Here is a 19,375-nt window from a genome sequence, read left to right on the forward strand (position 1 = left end):
ACCCCTCCACTCTGCCAGCCGGCCCGCGACCCGCTTCCCCCCGGGTACGCCGGCGTGCCGACGACGGTCAGCCCGCCGGCGGCGAGCAGGGCCATGGCACCGGAGCGACGTCACGACACGCCTGCATCTGTCGATGAATGTCGTCCTCCGAAGCGGAACGAGACACAGCCGGGGCGGGATGGTGTGCCCATCCCGCCCCGGCTGCCGTGCGTTATGTGAACGGCCCTCCCGGGCCGATGGAGGACGACCGTCAGGCGGTCGGCTTCTCGTCGCCCGGGGTCACCAGGACCACCCGGCGCCGGCGGGCGACCAGGAACATCGCCCCACCCGCGACGAGCACCGCCACGCCGATGCCGCCGATCAGGCCGGCCTTGGCGCCGGTCACCGGCAGGCCGCCGTCGTCGTTACCAACCTCGCCACCGCCGCCGCCACCGCCGCCGCCACCGCCGGCGCCGCCCTCGGCGGCCACGACGACGGCGTAGCCGTCGGTGTTGTCGCTGCCGTCCACGTCAGGAGCGTCGACCGGGGTCATGTTGTCGGGCGCGTTCTTGATCTCGGTCGACTGGGCCTTGAGGCCCGGGGCCGGCAGGAGCGGCGTGACCTCGACGGTGCCGCCGGTCAGGGCGCCGGCCTTGACGTCCTTGCTCACCGAGAGCAGGTGGTAGAAGGCGCCGCCCGGCGTCTCGTCGTCGTTCTTCGGCTCCTGCGTGAGCGGGATGAACGGCAGGTTCGGGTAGGTGCAGACCAGGGAGGCCTTGTCCGTGGCGTACTCGCACTCGTCCTCGGTCTCGGTGAAGGTCACACCCGCGGGCAGCTTGACCGAGACCTTGAAGCCGGCGGTGGTGACGTCGCCCTGGTTCCAGACCGTGTAGATGAGCTGCGCGGTGTCGCCCGCGTGCAGGTCACCGGCAAGCTGGATCTTGCCGTTCTTGACCGTGACGGCGTTCTTCACGTCGTCGGCGAGCACGGCCAGGTCCGGGCCGCTCTCCTTGGAGAACTCGACCGTGGCGTTCTTGGTGTTGTTGTCCTCGGTGGTGTCATCCTTCGAGATCAGGGTGACGGTCACCGGGATGCTGTACGCCTTGTCCAGCGTCTCCTCGGCCTTGAGGACCACCATCGGCAGGTCGATGGTTTCACCCGGGCCCGGCAGGGCCTCCTGGTTGGCGTAGCAGGTGAAGGCGCCCGGGTTCTCCCCGTCGCTGTCGGGCTTGCAGTCGGCGTCCGGGAACACGGCGAACCGGGTGAAGTCCACCTTGGAGACGTCGATCCGGACGGCCAGCTCGGACGGGGTGTTCTCGCCGTTGTTGGTCACCTTGGCGTAGGCGAGCTTGCCGATGGCGCCGTCGGCGACCTTGGTGCCCACCACGTCGAGCGAGAGGTCGGTCTCGGTGCCTGCGGCGTGCGCGGGCGCACCGAAGACGGTGAGCGCGCCGGAGGCGAGCAGCGCGGCGGCGCCGAGCCGTACCAGCGGCCGGTTACGGAAGATCATGACGGGAGTCCCCCCGCGGGATGGGATGGAAAAGGTGACGAGCGGGCACGCTAGCGGCCCGCCATCACCTGCGCCACCCCACGCGCCACACCTTCACCACCTGCACCGCTAAGAATTCGTTAAAGATTGCCCGAATTGATGGGTCTTGTTGGGTACAGCCCGGACGCCCGTCCGACGAACAGGTAGGCGGAGACCACCCGACAACGGGCCAACCATTGGCCGTTCGGTGGACCGACTCGCAGGTCAGGCCGGCCACGGAGCGTGCAGCACGACTTCGCAGTCGGTCGATGTAACGGGTTCAGTTGACCTCGACCAGCGGCAGCGACTTCCCGACCCCGCCGCCCGGCAGGGCGATCGAGGAGAAGTGCGAGACCACCCGGTCGTCGCTCGGGTCGTCGGCCGGGGTCCAGTGCACCGCGAGCCGGTTGTAGAGGGTGTCCCGCTGCGCGGGGATCCGGTCGGCGGTGCGGATCATGCCGATCAGCTCGTGCAGGTTGGAGCGGTGCCGGGCGCCGGCCGAGGAGATCACGTTCTCCTCCAGCATGATCGAGCCCAGGTCGTCCACGCCCATGTGCAGGGCGAGCTGGCCGACGTCCTTGCCGGTGGTCAGCCAGGACGCCTGCAGGTGCGGCACCGTCTCGAAGAAGAGCCGGGCCACCGCGACCAGTCGCAGGTATTCCAGGGTGGTCGCCTGGGTCCGCCCCTTGAGGTGGTTGTTCTCCGGCTGGTACGTCCACGGGATGAACGCCCGGAAGCCGCCCGTGCGGTCCTGCACGTCGCGGATCATCCGCAGGTGCTCGATCCGCTCGGCGTTGGTCTCGCCGGTGCCCATCATCATGGTCGCGGTCGACTCGAGACCCTGCCGGTGGGCCAGCTCCATGACCTCCAGCCAGCGCGCACCCGACTCCTTCAGCGGCGCGATCGCCTGGCGCGGCCGGTCCGGCAGCATCTCCGCGCCGGCACCGGCGATCGAGTCCAGGCCGGCGGCCTTGATCCGGGCGATGGCCTCGTCCAGGCTCACGCCAGAGACCTTGGCCATGTGCAGGATCTCGCTCGGGCCGATCGAGTGGATGGCCAGCTGCGGGTACGCCGTCTTGACCGCCGAGAAGAGCTCCTCGTAGTACTCCACGCCGTAGTCCGGGTGGTGGCCGCCCTGCAGCATGACCTGGGTGGCGCCCAGCTCGACCGCCTCGCCGCAGCGGCGCAGGATCTCCTCGGTCGGGTGGGTCCACCCTTCCTTGTGCTTCGGAGCCCGGTAGAAGGCGCAGAACTTGCACGCCGTCACGCAGACGTTCGTGTAGTTGATGTTGCGGTCGATCAGGTACGTCACGATGTTGTCCGGGTAGCGCCGCCGGCGCACCGCGTCCGCCGCCTCGCCGAGCGCGTGGAAGGGCGCCTCGGTGTAGAGGAGCAGCGCCTCCTCGGGCGTGATCCGCCCGCCGTCCGCGCCGCGCTGCAGGATGTCGTCGATCTCCCGGTGCACCGTCACGCCACCGAGCCTACGTCGCCGGTCCGGACGCCGGCACGCCGCTCCACCCCCGGTGACGATCGCCCCACCTGGCGAGCAGTTCGCCGGGACGGTCGCCAGCTACACCGAACAGCGGGAGTCGCGGGAGCTACTGCTCTGCCTCGGCGAGAACGGCTGACGGCCCGTCCCGCCAGTGCCCGCGGCGGGCCGGTCCGGCATCACGCACGGACCGGCCCGCCGCGTGGCCTCAGGCGTCGTAGTCGACGGTGAGCTTGTCGGTGACGGGGCTGGACTGGCAGGTCAGCACGTACCCGGCTGCCACCTCGTCCGGCTCCAGCGCGTAGTTGCGGGCCATCGTCACCTCGCCCTCGACCACCTTGGCCTTGCAGGTCGAGCAGACCCCGCCCTTGCAGGCGTACGGCAGCTCGCCGCGCACCTTCAGGGCCGCGTCCAGCACCCGCTCGTCGCGCCCCATGGTGAAGCTCGACGACCGCCCGTCGAGCACGATGGTGACCTCCGCGCCGGCACCCGGCTCGGCGGCCGGGCGGCGGACCGGCTCCGGCGGGGCGTCGACGTGGAACAGCTCGGTGTGCACCGCCGAATCCGGCAGGCCCCGGTCGGCCAGCACCGCCTTGGCGTCCACCACCATCCCGTACGGGCCGCAGAGGAACCACTCCTCGATGGCGTCGCCCGGAACGACGGTGTCCAGCAGCCGGGTCAGCCGGTCCGCGTCGATCCGCCCGGAGAGCAGCGGCGACTCGCCCTGCTCCCGGGAGAGCACGTGCACCAGGTGCAGCCGGGTCGGGTACCGGTCCTTCAGGTCGGCCAGCTCCTCGGCGAACATCACCGAGTTCGCCGTCCGGTTGCCGTACACCAGGGTGAAGGTGCTGGCCGGCTCGACGGCCAGCGCCGTCGCGACCAGCGACAGCACCGGGGTGATGCCGGAGCCGGCGACCACCGCGCCGTAGCGGCGGGCCCGGTCCGCCGCGAACGCCGAGGTGAAGTGCCCCAGCGGAGGCAGCACCTCGACGGTGTCGCCGCCGCGCAGCGCCCCGCAGGCGTACGCGGAGAACGCGCCGCCGGGGACCTCCCGGACCCCGATCCGCAGCCGACCGTGTCGGGCCAGCTCCTCCGGCATGGAGCAGATGGAGTACGACCGCCGCACGTCCTCGCCGTCCGCACCGGTGCGCCGGACGGTCAGGTGCTGGCCGGCGGAGAACGCGAAGGTCTCCCGCAGCTCCTCGGGCACGGCGAAGGTGATCGCCACGGCGTCGTCGGTGAGCCGGTCGACGGCGGCGACGGGGAGCGGGTGGAAGACCGGCCGGCGACGGACCGGTCGGGTGATCGTGACAGTCACAGCGCCTTCAGGTGGTCGAAGGGTTCGGAGCAGGAGCGGCAGCGCCAGAGGGCCTTGCAGGCGGTCGAGCCGAAGCGGCTGACCTGCTCGGTCTCCGGCGAGCCGCAGCGGGGGCAGCGCACGGCGAGGGTCAGCGGCACCACGTTGCCGCCGCGCGGGGCCGGCGCGGGCGGGGCGATGCCGGCGGCGGCGAGCTTCGCCCGGCCGCTCTCCGAGATCCAGTCGGTGCTCCACGCGGGGGTGTAGACCGTGCGGACCTCGACGTCGGGGTGGCCGGCGGCGGCCAGCGCACGGCGGATGTCCGCCCGGATCACGTCCATCGCCGGGCAGCCGGTGTAGGTGGGGGTGATGGTGACGACGACCCGACCGGTGGCCGGGTCCTCGTCCACGGACCGCAGGATGCCCAGCTCGTCGATGGTGATGACCCGGATCTCCGGGTCCACCACCGCCGCCGCTGCCGCCCTGGGGTCAGTCACCACCGGGCTCCCGGGTGGGCGCGGTGCAGCACCTGCATCTCGGCCAGCAGGTACGAGAGGTGTTCGGTGTGGACGCCGTCGCGGCCGCCACCGGGCGTCCACCCGTCCGCCGGGCGGCTCAGCGTCGCCGCGTCCAGCACGGCGCTGACGGTCGCGTCGAAGTCGGCCCGCAGGGAGGCCGGGTCGACCGGCGCCGCCGGGTCCGCCGCGAAGAACTCGTGGGTGTGCGGCCAGACCTGGTCCACCGCGTCCTGCATGCGCCGGTGCGACTCCTCGGTGCCGTCACCGAGCCGCTTCACCCAGAGCGCGGCGTGGTCCAGGTGGTACGCGGACTCCTTGCGCGCCTTCGCACCGATCGCGGCGAGCCGCTCGTCGGCGCAGCCGGCCAGCGCGGTGTAGAGCGGGAGCTGGTAGGCGGCCAGGAAGAACAGCTTCGCCATCGTCACCGCGAAGTCGCCGTTGGGCAGTTCGACCAGGAGGCAGTTGCGGAACTCGCGGTCGGCGCGGAGGTAGGCCAGCGCGTCCTCGTCCCGGCCGGCGCCCTCCAGCTCGCCGGCGTAGGTGAGCAGGAGGCGGGCCGCGCCGAGCTGGTCGAGGGCGATGTTGGCCAGCGCGATGTCCTCCTCCATCTCCGGGGCGCGGGAGGTCCACTCGCCGAGCCGCTGCGCCGCGATCAGCGCGTCGTCGCCGAGGGCGAGGGTGAAGTCGAACAGGCTGCTCACAGGTGAGCCACCCCGTCCGGCACCTCGTAGAAGGTGGGGTGGCGGTAGACCTTGTCGGCCGCCGGGTCGAAGAAGGCGTCCTTCTCGTCCGGGCTGGACGCGGTGATCGCGCCGGCCGGCACCACCCAGATGGAGACCCCTTCCTGCCGGCGGGTGTAGAGGTCGCGGGCGTTGCGCAGGGCCAGCTCGGCGTCGGGCGCGTGCAGGCTGCCGACGTGGGTGTGCGACAGCCCGCGCCGGGCCCGCACGAAGACCTCCCACAAAGGCGAATGATCCTTCACGCTGAGCCGATCGGTTCGCTCGCTGCGCTCGCTCACGCCGCCACCTTCTCCTTGTTGCTCTGCTTCGCCGCGTACGCCGCGGCGGCCTCGCGCACCCAGGCGCCCTCGGCGTGGGCCCGGCGGCGGTGTTCCATCCGCTGCCGGTTGCACGGCCCGTTGCCCTTGATCACCTGCATCAGCTCGTCGTAGTCGGGCTGGGTGTAGTCGTACGCCTGCCGCTCGTCGTTCCAGCGCAGGTCCGGGTCGGGAATGGTCAGGCCCAGGATCTCCGCCTGCTGCACGCACATGTCGACGAAGCGCTGCCGCAGCTCGTCGTTGGAGAAGCGCTTGATCTTCCAGGCCATCGACTGCGCCGAGTGGGTCGAGTCTCCGTCCGGCGGGCCGAACATCGCCAGTGACGGGTACCACCAGCGGTCCACCGCGTCCTGAGCCATCGCCTTCTGCTCCGGGGTGCCGTGGCCCAGGGTGTGCAGGATCTCGTAGCCCTGGCGCTGGTGGAACGACTCCTCCTTGCAGACCCGGATCATCGCCCGGGCGTACGGCCCGTAGGAGCAGCGGCAGAGCGGCACCTGGTTGACGATCGCGGCGCCGTCCACCAGCCAGCCGATGGCGCCCACGTCCGCCCAGGTGAGGGTCGGGTAGTTGAAGATCGAGCTGTACTTCTGCCGGCCCTCGAGCAGCAGCTCCACCAGCTCGTCCCGGCTGACGCCCAGGGTCTCGGCCGCGGCGTAGAGATAGAGGCCGTGGCCGGCCTCGTCCTGCACCTTGGCCAGCAGGATCGCCTTGCGCTTGAGCGAGGGGGCCCGGCTGATCCAGTTCCCCTCCGGCTGCATGCCGATGATCTCGGAGTGCGCGTGCTGGGCGATCTGCCGGATCAGCGTCTTCCGGTACGCCTCCGGCATCCAGTCCCGCGGCTCGATCTTCTGATCGGCGTCGATCACGTCCGCGAAGTACGCCGCGAGGTCCTCGTCGGGGGCCGGGCCGCCGCGTCGGGCCCGCGCCGCGGCCTCCCGCAGCGCCGCCTCCGCCGCCTCCACCTCGCCGAGCAGGCCGCCGCCCGGACCGTCCTCGGGCGGGGCGAAGTCGTTGCCATACATGAGGCCAGTGTTACAGCTCGCGACCGATGACACCAGAGGGTGTAACAGATTTCCGGGCGCACCTTCCGCACCCGGTGACCGCTTGCAGTCGGAAGCTCTGACCTGCGTAAACCTGTGACTTCGGCCACGCGCGGAAGGTGAATCCTCCCAACTGCGGCATAGCGGGCCAATGTCCCGCCTTCTCGACGAGTCCACGGCCGTCAGGTTCTGGCGTCCGGCCGGTCCGGAAGTAGACTTCCCCCGGCACACCGATCGGCTGCTGACGATCGCCACCGACTCCCGGGCCCATCTCCCCCCGGCCCCGGCGATCAGGCCGTACCCATTCGGAACAGCCGGTCCCCCCGGCCTTACATCTGGAGTTCACCCACTCATGCGACCTCGCGTGACCATGGTGCTCGCCATCGTGGCGGTGCTCATCGGTGGCGTCATGCTGGTGCCCACCGCGTACGGGAAGCTCTCCGGCGGCGCCGCCCTGCCCCGCATCGGCGGCATCGGCGGCGGCGCGGAGCAGGTACCCGCGCCCGCCCCGACCACGCCGCCCCCGCCGACGCTGGCCGCCGGCCCGGTCTCGGTGAACTTCAAGGGCGACTTCTTCTCCTGGGCGCTGATGGACCGGACGACCGGGAAGATCAGCGGTGCGAAGAACATGGACCAGACCAACTCGACCGAGTCGATGCTCAAGGCCTGGATCGTCTCCGACTACCTGCGCCAGCTCGGCCCCACCAAGCAGCCGACCGCGGCGCTCAAGAACTGGGCGAGCCTGGCCATCCGGGACAGCAACGACGTCGGGGCCAACAAGGTGTACGCGGCGGCCGGCGGGTCGTACAAGCCGCAGTCGAACGGCAAGCCCGACCCGGTGATCCAGCGGGCCATCAAGATCTGCGGCCTCACCGACACCAAGCGCAGCGGATCCCCCGCCCCCGCCATGTACAACGGCTGGTGGAGCTTCACCCGGATGTCTCCCGAGGACGCCGTCCGGCTCGGTGACTGCATCGCCGACGGCAAGGCCGCCGGCCCGACGTGGACCAAGTGGGTCCTCAACGAGATGGCCCACGTCCGGGGCAGCGTCAAGGCCCAGCAGGCCAAGTCCGGCGGCGGGAAGTGGGGCATCGTCGACGGCCTGCCCGCCTCGATCAAGGCGCAGGGCCCGGTGTACATCAAGAACGGCTGGACGCCGCTCGTCTACGACGGCAACTGGCACGTCAACTGCCTGGCGGTCACTGACAAGTGGAGCCTCGCGGTGATGATGCGCTACCCCAGCAACGGGGGCAACGTGCCGGACTACGGCGCGAAGGTCTGCGCCAGCGTGGCCACCCAGCTCGTCACCCCGCAGCCCGGCGCCGCCCTGAAGGTGCCGCAGCAGCCGGTCGGGAAGCTCTGATGGCGGGCACCCGCCGCCGGCCGGGCAGCGGCCACGGCCCGCTGGCGTACAGCGCGATCGCCGTGATCCTGGTCGGGCTGGTGCTGGTGTCGCTCCGGTTCGTGCCCGGCTCGCCGTTCCGCCCCACCGCCGCCTCGCACACCGGCACCGTGGGCGGCCGGTCCACGGATACGCCGACCGACCGCAGCTCCCGTCCTCAGTCGACGCCGTCGCCGTCGCCCTCGCTGGAGCCGCTGCCGTTCCAGGCCCAGGAGCTCGACCTCGACATCAAGGGCTGGTACGCCTGGAGCGTCCTGGACAAGCGGACCGGCAAGATCATCGGCTCGAAGAACATGGGCGAGACCAACACCACCGCATCGATGATCAAGTCCTGGATCGTGGCCGACTACCTACGGCGCGCCGACGAGAGCGGGCAGACCCCGAGCGACGCGAAGCTGGCCGACGCCACGAAGATCATCCGGGACAGCGACAACACCCGGGCCGAGCAGTTCTACAACGGTGTCGGCCGGTCGGCGTCGATCAAGCGGTTGATCAAGATGTGTGGGCTCACCGACAGCAAGGTCGCCAGCGACGGCGGCTGGAGCCGGACGATGCTGTCGCCACGGGACACCGCGCGGCTCGGCCTCTGCATCGACGACGGGCGGGCGGCCGGGCCGAAGTGGACCAAGTGGCTGCTCAACGAGATGCGGCTGGTCCGCGGCGTCGGCGACTTCGGCATCCGCAAGGCGTTCCCGGCCAAGGTGCAGAAGACCATCGCCATCAAGAACGGCTGGATCGACCGGCAGAAGGAGCAGGAGATGCACATCAACTGCCTGGCGATCGGCGACACCTGGACGATGGGCGTGATGGTGCGCTACCCGATCAACATGGGCTACGACTACGGCATGAAGAACTGCCAGAAGATCACCGAGGCGCTGCTCCGCGACGCCACCTGAGCCCACCCGCTGCGCGAAGCGGCGGTGTCCCGGTCCGCCGGGGCACCGCCGCTTTCGTCGTCGTGGGGGCCTGTCAGCCCCGGAAGAACTCCGGCCCGTCCGCCGGCAGGGCGGGCGTCTCGCCGATCGCGGCCGCCCGGCGGGCGAACTCCCGCAGCCCGGCCACCTGCCGCTCACCCAGCGAGAAGTCGAGGGTGCGGAAGTAGGTCGCCAGGGTCGCCGCGTCGAACGGCTCCCAGCGGGCCGCCGCCTCGGCCACCTGGTCCAGCTCGGCCAGGCAGAGGTCACGGGAGCGGAGGAACGCCTCGTGCACCTCCTTGACCAGGCCGGGGTGGGCGGCGGCGAACTCCCGGCGGACCGCCCAGACGGCGAAGACCATCGGCAGCCCGGTCCACTCCCGCCAGGCCTGCCCGAGGTCGGTCACCTCGAGACCCTTGCCGGGCGCCTCGTAGAGGGCACGCAGCGCCACGTCGCCGATCAGCACGCCGGCGTCGGCCTCCAGCATCATCTGGGTCAGCTCCGGCGGGCAGCGGAAGTACTCGGGCCGGACCCCGTACCGCTCGCCGAGCAGGAGTTGGGCCAGCAGCACCCCGGTACGCGAGGTCGAGCCGAGTGCCACCCGGGCGCCGTCCAGCTCGGCGAGGGGCTTCGTGGAGACCACGTTGACGGAGAGCACCGGGCCGTCGCTGCCGACCGCCAGGTCCGGCAGGAGCAGCAGCTCGTCGGCGTGCCGCAGGTATTCCACCTGCGAGATCGGGCCGATGTCCAGGTCGCCGGCGACCAGCGCGGCGTTCAGCCGGTCCGGCGAGTCCTTGTGCAGGTCGACGTCGATCAGGGTGCCGGACCGCATCAGCCCCCAGTAGATCGGCAGGCAGTTGAGGAACTGGATGTGCCCGACGCGGGGGCGGGCGATGCGGTCAGCCATGACCTGACCGTATCGCCGCCCGCCGCCGCCGGCTCAGCGGGAGGGGGCCGGAGTGGCCAACTCCGCAGCCGCCGCCGGGTCCACCGGGCCGGCCGGCTCCGCCACGCCGCCGGGCCGGGGCGCCCGCGCCTCGGCGGGCGCGGCCGCAGCCACGCCGGCCAGCGCCCGCTCGGCCCGAACGGCCCGGGTGACCGGCGGCACGACCAGCGCGATCACCAGCAGCCCGGCGACGCCGCAGCCGGCGACCAGCAACCGGGGGCTGGCCACCTCGAGCAGCAGACCGCCGAGCAGGAAGCCGACCATCGAGGCGCCCTGGACGGACCCGGTGAGCGCGGCGTACGCCCGGCCGCGCACCACCTCGGGCACCCGCCGGGCCAGCAGCACGTTGTCGAAGACGTTCGCGCCGCCGTTGCCCACCCCGCCGAGCAGCCAGACCGGCACCAACAGCAGCGCGGAGGGCACCGCGGCGGAGAGCAGGACCATCAGGCAACAGCCGGCGAGGAGGGCCAGGTAGCCGACGAGCAGCCGCCCGTCATCGACCAACCGCCGGGCCAGCCGGGCGAAGAGCCACGCGCCGACCAGGATGCCGAGTGTCCACGCGCCGGTGACCAGGCCGTACATGGTGGCGGAACTGCCCAGGGTGTCGCGGATGAAGAAGACCTCGACCACGTTGATCGCCCCGACGGCCGCGATCACCCCGGCGATGGTGGTGATCATCGCGACCAGCAGCGGGTCGCGGCGGAGCCGCCAGCCGTCGGCGGGCGCGGCGGGCGTGCCGGGTGCCGGCACCTGGGCTCGGCGCCGGCCCCCACCCCGGCGGGTCCGGATCAGCAGCCCGGCCGCGACCAGCGCGAGGTAGCTGGCGGCGTCGAGGAGCAGCGGCAGCCGGGCCCCGAAGCCGCCGACCAGCACCCCGGCCAACGCCGGGCCGGCCAGCGCGCCGAGCGTCCCGGCGGTCTGGTTCAGGGCGGCGGCCCGGGGCAGATCCTCGGCCCGGACCATGGCCGGCACCAGCGCGGAGAGCACGGGCTGGGTGACCGCGAGGCCGGACGCGAGCAGCGCCACCAGCGCGATCACCAGGGCCGGGTGCCCCGCGTACGCGAGCGCGAGGCAGACGGCGGCCTGACCGAGCCCGGCGACCACCAGCAGGAGACGGCTGTCCACCCGGTCGGCGAGCCAGCCGGTCAGCGGTGCGAGCGCCACCAGCGGCAGGGTGGCGGCGAGCATCAGCCCGGACACCGCGAGCCCGCCCGCGCCGGCAGACTGCAGGGCCAGGGTGAGGGCGGTGGCGGCGAGGAAGTCGCCGCAGGTGGAGACGGCGCGGGAAGCGGTGACCAGCCAGACGTCGGACCAGCGCGACGGGCCAGGTGTGAAGGACATATTTCGAAAATAATCCTTCATACCTGGGTCGCACAACCCCGAACGTCAATCGATCGGCAACGCCCGGTACTGCACGGCGACGCTCCGGGCCCCTTCGGGCGGGTTGGTCCGCAACCGCCGCCGGTACGGCTCCAACAGGCCCTGGATCGTGTTGTTGAGCTCGGCCAGTTCCTCGGCCGTGAGCAGCAGCAGGCTGTCGCTGAACCAGGCCGCCTCGTACCAGTCGCGCGACTCCTCCGGCGCGCGCCGGATCCAGTCGCGGACGCGCTGACTGTCCCGGGCCAGGTGGGCCTCGACCAGGGCCAACTCGGCGGCGCGGGCCTCCGAGTCGGCGTCCGGCCCCGATTCGACGTAGTACGACGGGCTGAACGCCTGCCAGACCCGTTCCCGGGCGTCACCCCGGCTGGGCGCCTCCTCGATCAACCCGAACCTGGCCAACTCCCGCAGGTGATAGCTGGTCGCGCTCGGGGAGAGCCCGGCGATCTCGGCGCACTCGGTGGCGGTCGCACCGCCCTCCACCGTGCTGAGGTGTTCCATGATCGCCATACGGGCCGGGTGGGCGAGGGCCCGCATCACCTGCGGGTCGCTGATCGTCACCCGGCGCTGTTCGGGGCGCGCCTCGGTCATGCCCCCATGATTCCGCGCCGGCGACCACCCGGGGAAATTCCGTTGCCCGCCGACCCGGCCGGAGTAGGCTGCTTTGTCCCGCCCGACGGCCGTGGTGAGTAGCACCGCACAGGACGTCCCCGCGCCGACCGATGTCGGAAACGCGAGCGGCAGCGTTTTTCCCGTGACGAGGAGTACGTGGATGACCCTGCACGCCCCCGAACAGACCCTGGACGCCGAACTCGGCGCCGAACGCGCCCACCTGGAGGCGTCCCGCGCGGCCCTGCGCCGGATGCGCGAGCGCGCCGAGGCCCTCTTCGCCACCGGCGACAAGGTCGCCGGAGACGCGTACACCGCCGAACAGCTCGGCCGGCACATGGCGCGGCGGGTCAAGGAACTGGCCGACGACCCGACCACCCCGCTCTTCTTCGGCCGGCTGGACTTCGGCGACAACGATCCGGACCACGCCGGGCGGGACTACCACGTCGGGCGGCGGCACGTGACCGACGACCTCGGCGAGCCGCTGGTGCTGGACTGGCGGGCCCCGGTCTCCCGCTCGTTCTACCGGGCCAGCGCCCGCGACCCGCAGGGCGTCGCCGTCCGGCGCCGCTTCGGGTTCAGCACCGGGGTGCTGACCAGCTTCGAGGACGAACACCTGGACCGGGGTGAGGAGCTGGGCACGGCGAGCCGGATCCTCACCGCCGAGATCGAGCGGCCCCGCGTCGGACCGATGCGGGACATCGTGGCCACCATCCAGCCCGAGCAGGACGAGCTGGTCCGGGCCGATCTGGCCGACTCGATCTGCGTCCAGGGGGCGCCCGGCACCGGCAAGACCGCGGTCGGGCTGCACCGCGCCGCGTACCTGCTCTACCTGCACCGGGAGCGGCTGCGCCGGTCCGGGGTGCTGATCGTCGGGCCGAACCGGGCCTTCCTGTCCTACATCGCGGCGGTGCTCCCCGCGCTCGGCGAGGTGGAGGTCGAGCAGGCCACCGTCGAGGACCTGGTCGCCCGGGTGCCGGTACGCGCCGTCGACGACCCCGCCCTCGCCACCCTCAAGCACGACGTCCGGATGGCCGAGGTGCTGCGCCGCGCGGTCGACGCCCACATCGGCACGCCCACCGAGCCGATCATGGTGTCGGACGGCTCGTTCCGCTGGCGGATCGGCCTCGACCCGCTGCACCGGGTGGTCCAGGAGACCCGCCGGGAGGGGCTGCCGTACGCGACCGGCCGGGACCGGGTCCGGGCCCGGGTGGTGGGACTGCTGCAACGCCAGGCCGAGGCCCGCCGGGCGGAGTCGCCCAGCGACGCCTGGCTGCGCCGGATGGGCAAGGCCAAGCCGGTCACCGCCTTCCTCGACGCGGTCTGGCCGGCGCTCACCCCGGAGGGGCTGCTGCACACGCTGCTCACCGACCCGGCGGCGCTCGCCACCGCCGCCGACGGCCTGCTCAACACCGAGGAGCAGGAGCTGCTCCGGTCGGGACGGCCGGGCCGGACCCCGAAGGCGACGAAGTGGACCGCCGCGGACGCGGTGCTGATCGACGAGGCGGCCGGGCTGATCGAGCGGCCGGCCGGCTTCGGGCACGTGGTGGTCGACGAGGCGCAGGACCTCTCCCCGATGCAGTGCCGGGCCATCGCCCGGCGCAGCGAGCACGGCTCGATCACCCTCCTCGGCGACCTGGCCCAGGGCACCGCGCCGTGGGCGGCCACCGACTGGCGGGAGTCGCTGGCCCACCTGGGCAAGCCGGGCGCGGCCGTGGTGCCGCTGAGCATCGGCTTCCGGGTGCCGGCGGTGGTGGTCGCGTTCGCGAACCGGCTGCTGCCGGCGCTCGCCGTCGACGTGCCCCCGGCCGAGTCGCTGCGCCGGGACGGGACGCTGGACGTGCGTACCGTCGACGACCTGACGGCCGCGACGGTGGCCGAGGTGCGGGCGGCGCTCGACCACGACGGCTCGGTCGGCGTGATCGCCGCCGACGACGCGGTGGACCGACTCCGCGCGGCGCTCGCCGACGTGGGCGTCGAGACCGCGACCGCCGACGACGTCGAGGCCGCGGCGCGGGTCACGGTGGTCCCGGCCACCCTGGTCAAGGGCCTGGAGTACGACCACGTGGTGGTGGTCGAGCCGGCCGCGATCGTGGCCGCCGAGCCGCGCGGCCTGCACCGCCTCTACGTGGTGCTGACCCGGGCGGTCTCCCGGCTCGCGGTGCTGCACCGGGAACCGCTGCCCGCCCCCCTGGCCGGCTGACGGCGGCCGCTTGCGCCGCTGATCGCCGCCGGGATGTAGTGGCCTCAGACCGTCCGGGATGCCACCACATCCTGGTTCGAGCGAAGAAATGCGGCGGATCGGCCACCGCCGGGGGCGGGTCAGCCGGTAAGGGCGGCGGCGACCGCGCGCAGCGGCCGGCCTGACTCGGCGATCGGGACGGTGAACGCCAGCCAGGAACCGTCGGTGAAGTCGATCCGCAGCCGCTTCGGGTTGAGCCGGTGCCAGCCCACCCGCGCCGACGTCACCTCGGCCCGGGGCGCCGCCCAGGCGATCCGGGTCTCGGCCAGCGACCGCTCGTCGTCCTCCCGTTTGGACAGCAGCTTCACCGGGCCGGTCACGCAGACCAGCAGCCGCCGATCCGTGACGGCGAGCAGGGTGTGCCGCAGCTGTCCGTCCGGCCGGGCCGGGTCGACCGCCCCGCGCAGCCGGGAGGCGGCCGAGCCGGCGGCACCCCGGCCGGCGATCCCCCAGCCGATCAGGTCCACCAGCCGATCGCCGCGATCCCAGGTGACCAGCGGGGTGAGCAGGTTGAGCAGCACCGAGGAGACGGTCGCCCGGCCGGAGACCTCCGGTGCCGCCGCGTCCGGCGGCGGCGGGGGCTTGAGGCCGCCCCCGATCTCCGTCCCGGCGTGTGCCCGAACCTGCTCCCCCGGCTCGACGAGCTGGCCGATCCGGTCGAGGTACCTGGTCTCGTCCATCGGCTCAGTATCGGTCGTAGCCGTGGTCGTCGTCGGCCCGGCGCTCCGCGGCCGGCGCGTTCCCCATCACCTCACCGACGATCTCGCGGACCCGGGCGGCGGCGGCCTCCTGGGCGCGGTTGGCCGCGGCGGTGAACTCCTCGGCCAGGGTGTACGAGTCGAACCGCATGGCCCGGGCGTTGATGTCGGTGGCGAGGATCCGCCCGTCGGCCGCCGCGGTCACCGTCACCAGGCCGGAGTCGCTCACCCCCTCGGCACTGCTCTGCTCCAGCTCGGCCATCCGCGCGCCGAGCTCGCGCTGCCAGCCGTCCAGGTTGCGGGCCAGCGCCTCGATCCGGTCCAGGGCGGGGAAGGTCATGGCTGCCTCTCAGTTGACGATCGAGTCGAAGACGTTCTGCACGCCCTTGGTGTACGGGCCCAGGTCCTCGGAGTACGTGCCGTCCACCAGGTAGTTGCGGTCCTTGTGACCGTCGGAGACGTCGTACATGCCGACGCCCGTGTCCAGCAGGGCGCCGCCGATGCCGGGCACGTTCACCGGCGAGACGTGGTTGATCGCGTACCGGCCGGGGAAGAGGATCGCGGTCCGCCTGAGCTTGAACTGCAACGCCTCCTTGGTGTAGCCGGACTTGTTCCACGCCCGGTACGCCTTCTTGGCCTTGCGCAGCTCCATCACCAGCTTGCGGTACCTGGTGAGCAGCTCCGCGACCTTCTCCAGCTTGGTGACCAGCTTGGTGAGGATCTCCGCGAACCGGGCCACGATCTTCACCATCCGGCCGACCGTGGTGGCCAGCCGGGCCAGCACCCGGACCACCGTGGCGGCCAGCGTCACGCCCGCGCTGAGCACCGCCGCCACCGCCGCGATGATGACCTCGGTCAGGAACCAGAGCAGGAACTCCAGGATCAGCTCGACCAGCAGGTTGAACGCGTCGACGGCCGCATTCGCCGCGTCGACCAGCACCTCCTTGGTGCCGTCCAGCCCCTTGGCCAGCTCCTCGATCGCCTCCTCGACGGCCGCCATCGACTCGTGGAACTTGTCCGCCGCGTCGCCGTCCCAGGCGCCGCGCAGCCGGGCCCGGTCGGCGATCTGCTCGCCGGCGATCTGCCGCACCGCCTCGCCGGTGGTCAGGGCCAGCTGGGCCGCCTGCATCAGATCGTCCGGCTCGCCGGCGACCAGCTCCAGCAGCTGCTCGAACGGCCAGAGCACGGCCTGGGAGAGCGGCTTGAACGGATCGGGGGTGCCCGTCACGATCTGCTCGAAGTAGGTCTTGTTGCGCTGCAACGCCTCGGTGCTCATGCGTCCCCCTCAGGCGCCCGGTGCGAACAGGTCCGTGCTCGCCACGTCGGTGCCGGTGTAGGCGTCGGCCGTGTCGGTGATCCCCTCGGCGATGTCGGCCATCACCTCCGCGCCCTCCGCCAGCCCCTGCAGGCACGCCTCGAACTGCTCGGCGTACACGGCGGCCAGGCTGAACGACGCCGGCATGATCCCGAAGGCGTGCCGGGGCACGTGCCCGTCCTGGAACCGCTGGCGCAGCTCCCGGAACTGGGCCGCCCGGCCCCGCGAGGTGGCGGCGAAGGCGGCCAGCGCCTCCGGTTGGACCTCGAGATCCTTGCTCGGACTCGTCACGGACCCTCCCCAGTGTCCAGTCGCAGCCGCGCTCCGCCGGCGTCATGGCGCGGCGGGGAATACCACCCTAGGCGATGCGGGCTCGCCCGCGCGGGGCAGCGCGGTGGACCCGGCAGAGTACACAGGGGATGGCAACACCGACCGCGACCGCAACCGCGACAAGGAGCCGTCCATGATCCTGGCCCGCGCCGACCAGGTGAGCCGCCGCTACGGCGAGGTGCTGGCCCTGGACCGGGTCGACCTGACCGTCCACGCCGGCGAACTGGTCGGCCTGCTCGGCCCGAACGGCGCCGGCAAGAGCACGCTGATCAACCTGCTGGTCGGGCTGCGTCACCCCACGGCCGGCCGGGTGGAGCTGTTCGGCGGCGACCCGCGCGCCGCGGCCAACCGGCGGCAGCTCGGCGTGACCCCGCAGGAGACCGGCCTCCCCGGCACGCTGCGGGTCGGCGAGGTGGTCGACTTCGTCGCCGCCCACTTCCCCGACCCGGTCCCCCGGGCCGAGCTGCTCGACCGGTTCGGCCTCACCGACCAGGTGCGCCGGCAGACCGGCGGCCTCTCCGGCGGGCAACGCCGCCGGCTCGCGGTGGCCCTCGCCTTCGTCGGGCGGCCGCGGCTGGTCGTCCTCGACGAGCCCACCACCGGGCTGGACGTGGAGGCCCGGCACACCCTCTGGGAGGCGGTCCGGGCCTTCCACGCCGAGGGCGGCACCGTCCTGCTGAGCAGCCACTACCTGGAGGAGGTGGAGGCGCTCGCACAGCGGGTCGTGGTGATCGGCCACGGCCGGGTGCTCGCCGACGACACGGTGGAGGCGGTCCGCGGCATCGTCGGCGTACGCCGGGTCAGCCTGGTCGCCGACGACCTGCCGCCGCTGCCCGGCGTGCTGGCGACCGAGCAGGCGGAGGGGCGGACCCACCTGCTCACCGCCGACGCCGACCAGCTCGTCCGGGACCTGGTCACCGCCGGGGTGGCGTTCCGCGAGCTGGAGGTCCGGCCCACCTCGCTGGAGGAGGCCTTCCTCGCCATCACCGCCGACGACCGGCCCGCCACCGTCACCGCCTAGGAGCTCCGCCGATGCCCCTCGCCCTGGCCCACGCCCGCTACCAGCTGCTGGAGACCGTCCGGATCCCGATCGCGATCTTCGGCAGCGCGTTCTTCCCGGCCGCCGCGATGCTCTTCTTCGTGGTGCCGTTCGCCGGCGACGACCCCACCGGCGCCACCTACGCCACCGCCGCGATGGTCACCTTCGCGGTGATGAGCGCCAACATCTTCCAGTACGGGATCGGCGTCGCAGAGGACCGCGACCAGCCGTGGAACTCGTACACCCGGACGCTGCCGGCCGGGCCCGGACCGCGCTTCGCCGGCCGGATCCTGGCCGGCCTGGCCCTCACCTACTTCTCGATGCTCCCGGTGGTGGTGATCGCGGCGGTGGCCACCGCGGCCCGGGTCACCCCGGTGCAGTTCCTGCTCGCCCTCGGCGGGGTGGCCGTGATCTCGGTGCCGTTCACGCTGCTCGGGCTGGCCATCGGCTACTCGCTGCCGAGCAAGGCGGCGATCGTGGTGGCCCAGCTCATCTTCTTCCCGCTCGCCTTCGGCGGCGGCCTCCTCTCCGGCCCGGCGGACGCGCCCGGCTTCGTCCAGGCGATCGCCCCCTACCTGCCCACCCGGGGCGCGGTGGAGCTGATGTGGGCGGCGGTGACCGACTGGCGGCCCGACCCGGTCGCGATGGTCATGCTCGGCGTCTGGATCGTGGTGCTCGGTGCAATCGCCGGATGGGCGTACCGCCGGGACGAGGGACGCCGCTTCAGCTGACGTTTCGTCCGATTCCGGCCCGGCGGGCCACGGGACGGTGCCACGATGCCGGCAGGGCTGCCAGTCGGGCCGCCCACCGGCGAGAGGGGTCATCGTGAACGGCGTCGAGCCCGGCACGCCCTGCTGGGCCGACCTGGCCACGCCGGGCCTGGCGGACGCGAAGCGGTTCTACCCGCAGCTCTTCGGCTGGACCGGGCGGGTCTCCCCGGAGCCGGCGGCGGGCGGTTACACGGTCTTCCTCCAGGACGGCCGGGCGGTCGCCGGGGCCGGGCCGCCGGCCAGCCCGGACCAGGTGCCGATCTGGTCGACGTACGTGGCGACCGACGACGCGGACCTGGTGGCCACCCGGGTGGAGGCGGCCGGTGGTCAGGTGGTGGTCGCCCCGTTCGACGTCTTCGACCAGGGCCGGATGGCGGTCCTCGCGGACCCGGCCGGGGCGGTGTTCAGCGTCTGGCAGCCGATGGCGATGCGCGGGGCGGAGCTGTTCAACGAGCCCGGGTCGATGTGCTGGAACGAGCTGGTCACCCCGGATCCGGAGCGGGCGAAGGACTTCTACGCGCTGGTCTTCGGCTGGCACCCGGAGGAGCGGTCGACGGCCACCGCCCCCTACACCGGCTGGCGCTGCGGGGCCCGGATCGTCGCCGGCATGATGCCGCAGCTGGGGAAGCTCCCCGGCGACCTGCCGGCGTACTGGTCGGTCTACTTCGCCGTGGCGGACGCCGATGCCACCGCCGCCCGGGCCGCCGAACTGGGCGGCACCATCCTCGTCCCGCCCCGGGACAACCCGGCCGGCCGCAGCGCCGCCCTCCGTGACCCCCAGGGCGCCCTCTTCTGGATCAGCGCCCTCCGCTGACGTGCCCGCCC

At 72.6% G+C, this 19,375-nt stretch carries 20 protein-coding genes; 6 read left to right on the forward strand and 14 right to left on the reverse strand.

What is annotated here, in order from left to right:
* Positions 1–250: 250 nt before the first annotated feature.
* The 7 genes from Q2K19_RS09455 to paaA form a co-directional block, all read right to left on the reverse strand.
* Positions 251–1,489, reverse strand: coding sequence for a cell wall anchor protein (locus tag Q2K19_RS09455; protein WP_302769547.1), 1,239 nt, complete (start codon positions 1,487–1,489; stop codon positions 251–253).
* Between the two features lie 298 nt (positions 1,490–1,787).
* Entirely contained in the window at positions 1,788–2,978 is a 1,191-nt protein-coding gene (gene mqnC / locus Q2K19_RS09460) for a cyclic dehypoxanthinyl futalosine synthase (RefSeq protein ID WP_302769550.1), read from the reverse strand.
* A 226-nt stretch (positions 2,979–3,204) separates the two neighbouring features.
* Positions 3,205–4,314 (reverse strand): 1,2-phenylacetyl-CoA epoxidase subunit PaaE, encoded by a 1,110-nt coding sequence (gene paaE / locus Q2K19_RS09465; protein ID WP_302769553.1) that lies wholly within the window; start codon positions 4,312–4,314, stop codon positions 3,205–3,207.
* Positions 4,311–4,790 (reverse strand): 1,2-phenylacetyl-CoA epoxidase subunit PaaD, encoded by a 480-nt coding sequence (paaD, locus tag Q2K19_RS09470; RefSeq protein ID WP_302769556.1) that lies wholly within the window; start codon positions 4,788–4,790, stop codon positions 4,311–4,313. Before paaD ends, paaE begins: the two co-directional genes overlap by 4 nt.
* Positions 4,787–5,512 (reverse strand): 1,2-phenylacetyl-CoA epoxidase subunit PaaC, encoded by a 726-nt coding sequence (gene paaC, locus Q2K19_RS09475; RefSeq protein WP_302769559.1) that lies wholly within the window; start codon positions 5,510–5,512, stop codon positions 4,787–4,789. Before paaC ends, paaD begins: the two co-directional genes overlap by 4 nt.
* A complete protein-coding gene (gene paaB, locus Q2K19_RS09480) occupies positions 5,509–5,829 on the reverse strand; it encodes a 1,2-phenylacetyl-CoA epoxidase subunit PaaB (RefSeq protein ID WP_302769560.1) in 321 nt (106 codons plus the stop codon). Before paaB ends, paaC begins: the two co-directional genes overlap by 4 nt.
* The gene (gene paaA / locus Q2K19_RS09485; protein ID WP_302769562.1) at positions 5,826–6,890 is read right to left on the reverse strand and encodes a 1,2-phenylacetyl-CoA epoxidase subunit PaaA; all 1,065 of its coding nucleotides are present in this window, start codon (positions 6,888–6,890) and stop codon (positions 5,826–5,828) included. The genes paaB and paaA overlap by 4 nt, the downstream gene beginning before the upstream one ends.
* Positions 6,891–7,260: 370 nt before the next feature.
* Here paaA and Q2K19_RS09490 point away from each other — a divergent pair, with 370 nt between their 5' ends.
* Together Q2K19_RS09490 and Q2K19_RS09495 are read left to right on the forward strand one after the other, a co-directional pair.
* Positions 7,261–8,271 (forward strand): hypothetical protein, encoded by a 1,011-nt coding sequence (locus Q2K19_RS09490; RefSeq protein ID WP_302769564.1) that lies wholly within the window; start codon positions 7,261–7,263, stop codon positions 8,269–8,271.
* Positions 8,271–9,206: a serine hydrolase gene (locus Q2K19_RS09495; RefSeq protein WP_302769567.1), complete on the forward strand. Its 936-nt coding sequence runs from the start codon at positions 8,271–8,273 to the stop codon at positions 9,204–9,206. Before Q2K19_RS09490 ends, Q2K19_RS09495 begins: the two co-directional genes overlap by 1 nt.
* 73 nt (positions 9,207–9,279) lie before the next feature.
* Here Q2K19_RS09495 and Q2K19_RS09500 read toward each other — a convergent pair whose 3' ends face one another.
* The 3 genes from Q2K19_RS09500 to Q2K19_RS09510 are packed head-to-tail and all read right to left on the reverse strand — an operon-like array spanning position 9,280 to position 12,138.
* Positions 9,280–10,131, reverse strand: coding sequence for a menaquinone biosynthetic enzyme MqnA/MqnD family protein (locus Q2K19_RS09500; RefSeq protein WP_302769569.1), 852 nt, complete (start codon positions 10,129–10,131; stop codon positions 9,280–9,282).
* A 33-nt stretch (positions 10,132–10,164) separates the two neighbouring features.
* Positions 10,165–11,511, reverse strand: coding sequence for an MFS transporter (locus tag Q2K19_RS09505; RefSeq protein WP_302769571.1), 1,347 nt, complete (start codon positions 11,509–11,511; stop codon positions 10,165–10,167).
* 45 nt (positions 11,512–11,556) lie between these two features.
* Positions 11,557–12,138, reverse strand: a complete 582-nt coding sequence (locus tag Q2K19_RS09510) for a winged helix-turn-helix domain-containing protein (RefSeq protein ID WP_302769573.1) — start codon at positions 12,136–12,138, stop codon at positions 11,557–11,559.
* Between the two features lie 181 nt (positions 12,139–12,319).
* Here Q2K19_RS09510 and Q2K19_RS09515 point away from each other — a divergent pair, with 181 nt between their 5' ends.
* Positions 12,320–14,359 (forward strand): HelD family protein, encoded by a 2,040-nt coding sequence (locus Q2K19_RS09515; RefSeq protein WP_302772379.1) that lies wholly within the window; start codon positions 12,320–12,322, stop codon positions 14,357–14,359.
* Between the two features lie 119 nt (positions 14,360–14,478).
* On the opposite strand, the gene Q2K19_RS09520 is transcribed toward Q2K19_RS09515, so the two are convergent.
* The 4 genes from Q2K19_RS09520 to Q2K19_RS09535 are packed head-to-tail and all read right to left on the reverse strand — an operon-like array spanning position 14,479 to position 16,702.
* Complete coding sequence (locus Q2K19_RS09520; protein ID WP_302769575.1) at positions 14,479–15,078, reverse strand: hypothetical protein; 600 nt, start codon at positions 15,076–15,078, stop codon at positions 14,479–14,481.
* 4 nt (positions 15,079–15,082) lie between these two features.
* Complete coding sequence (locus Q2K19_RS09525) at positions 15,083–15,436, reverse strand: YbaB/EbfC family nucleoid-associated protein (protein ID WP_302769577.1); 354 nt, start codon at positions 15,434–15,436, stop codon at positions 15,083–15,085.
* Positions 15,437–15,445: 9 nt separating this feature from the next.
* The gene (locus tag Q2K19_RS09530) at positions 15,446–16,372 is read right to left on the reverse strand and encodes a WXG100 family type VII secretion target (RefSeq protein ID WP_302769580.1); all 927 of its coding nucleotides are present in this window, start codon (positions 16,370–16,372) and stop codon (positions 15,446–15,448) included.
* Positions 16,373–16,381: 9 nt separating this feature from the next.
* A complete protein-coding gene (locus Q2K19_RS09535; protein WP_302769581.1) occupies positions 16,382–16,702 on the reverse strand; it encodes a hypothetical protein in 321 nt (106 codons plus the stop codon).
* Between the two features lie 172 nt (positions 16,703–16,874).
* Between Q2K19_RS09535 and Q2K19_RS09540 the strand changes: the two genes are divergently transcribed.
* The 3 genes from Q2K19_RS09540 to Q2K19_RS09550 all read left to right on the forward strand — a co-directional run bounded on the left by Q2K19_RS09540 (position 16,875) and on the right by Q2K19_RS09550 (position 19,364).
* Positions 16,875–17,762 carry an ABC transporter ATP-binding protein gene (locus tag Q2K19_RS09540; protein ID WP_302769582.1) on the forward strand — a complete coding sequence of 296 codons (888 nt, stop codon included), beginning with the start codon at positions 16,875–16,877 and terminating at the stop codon, positions 17,760–17,762.
* An 11-nt stretch (positions 17,763–17,773) separates the two neighbouring features.
* Complete coding sequence (locus Q2K19_RS09545; protein ID WP_302769584.1) at positions 17,774–18,511, forward strand: ABC transporter permease; 738 nt, start codon at positions 17,774–17,776, stop codon at positions 18,509–18,511.
* A 94-nt stretch (positions 18,512–18,605) separates the two neighbouring features.
* The gene (locus Q2K19_RS09550) at positions 18,606–19,364 is read left to right on the forward strand and encodes a VOC family protein (protein WP_302769585.1); all 759 of its coding nucleotides are present in this window, start codon (positions 18,606–18,608) and stop codon (positions 19,362–19,364) included.
* The last annotated feature ends 11 nt before the right edge of the window (positions 19,365–19,375 follow it).

The organism is Micromonospora sp. NBRC 110009, assembly GCF_030518795.1.
In the GTDB taxonomy this organism is placed as follows: Bacteria; Actinomycetota; Actinomycetes; order Mycobacteriales; family Micromonosporaceae; genus Micromonospora.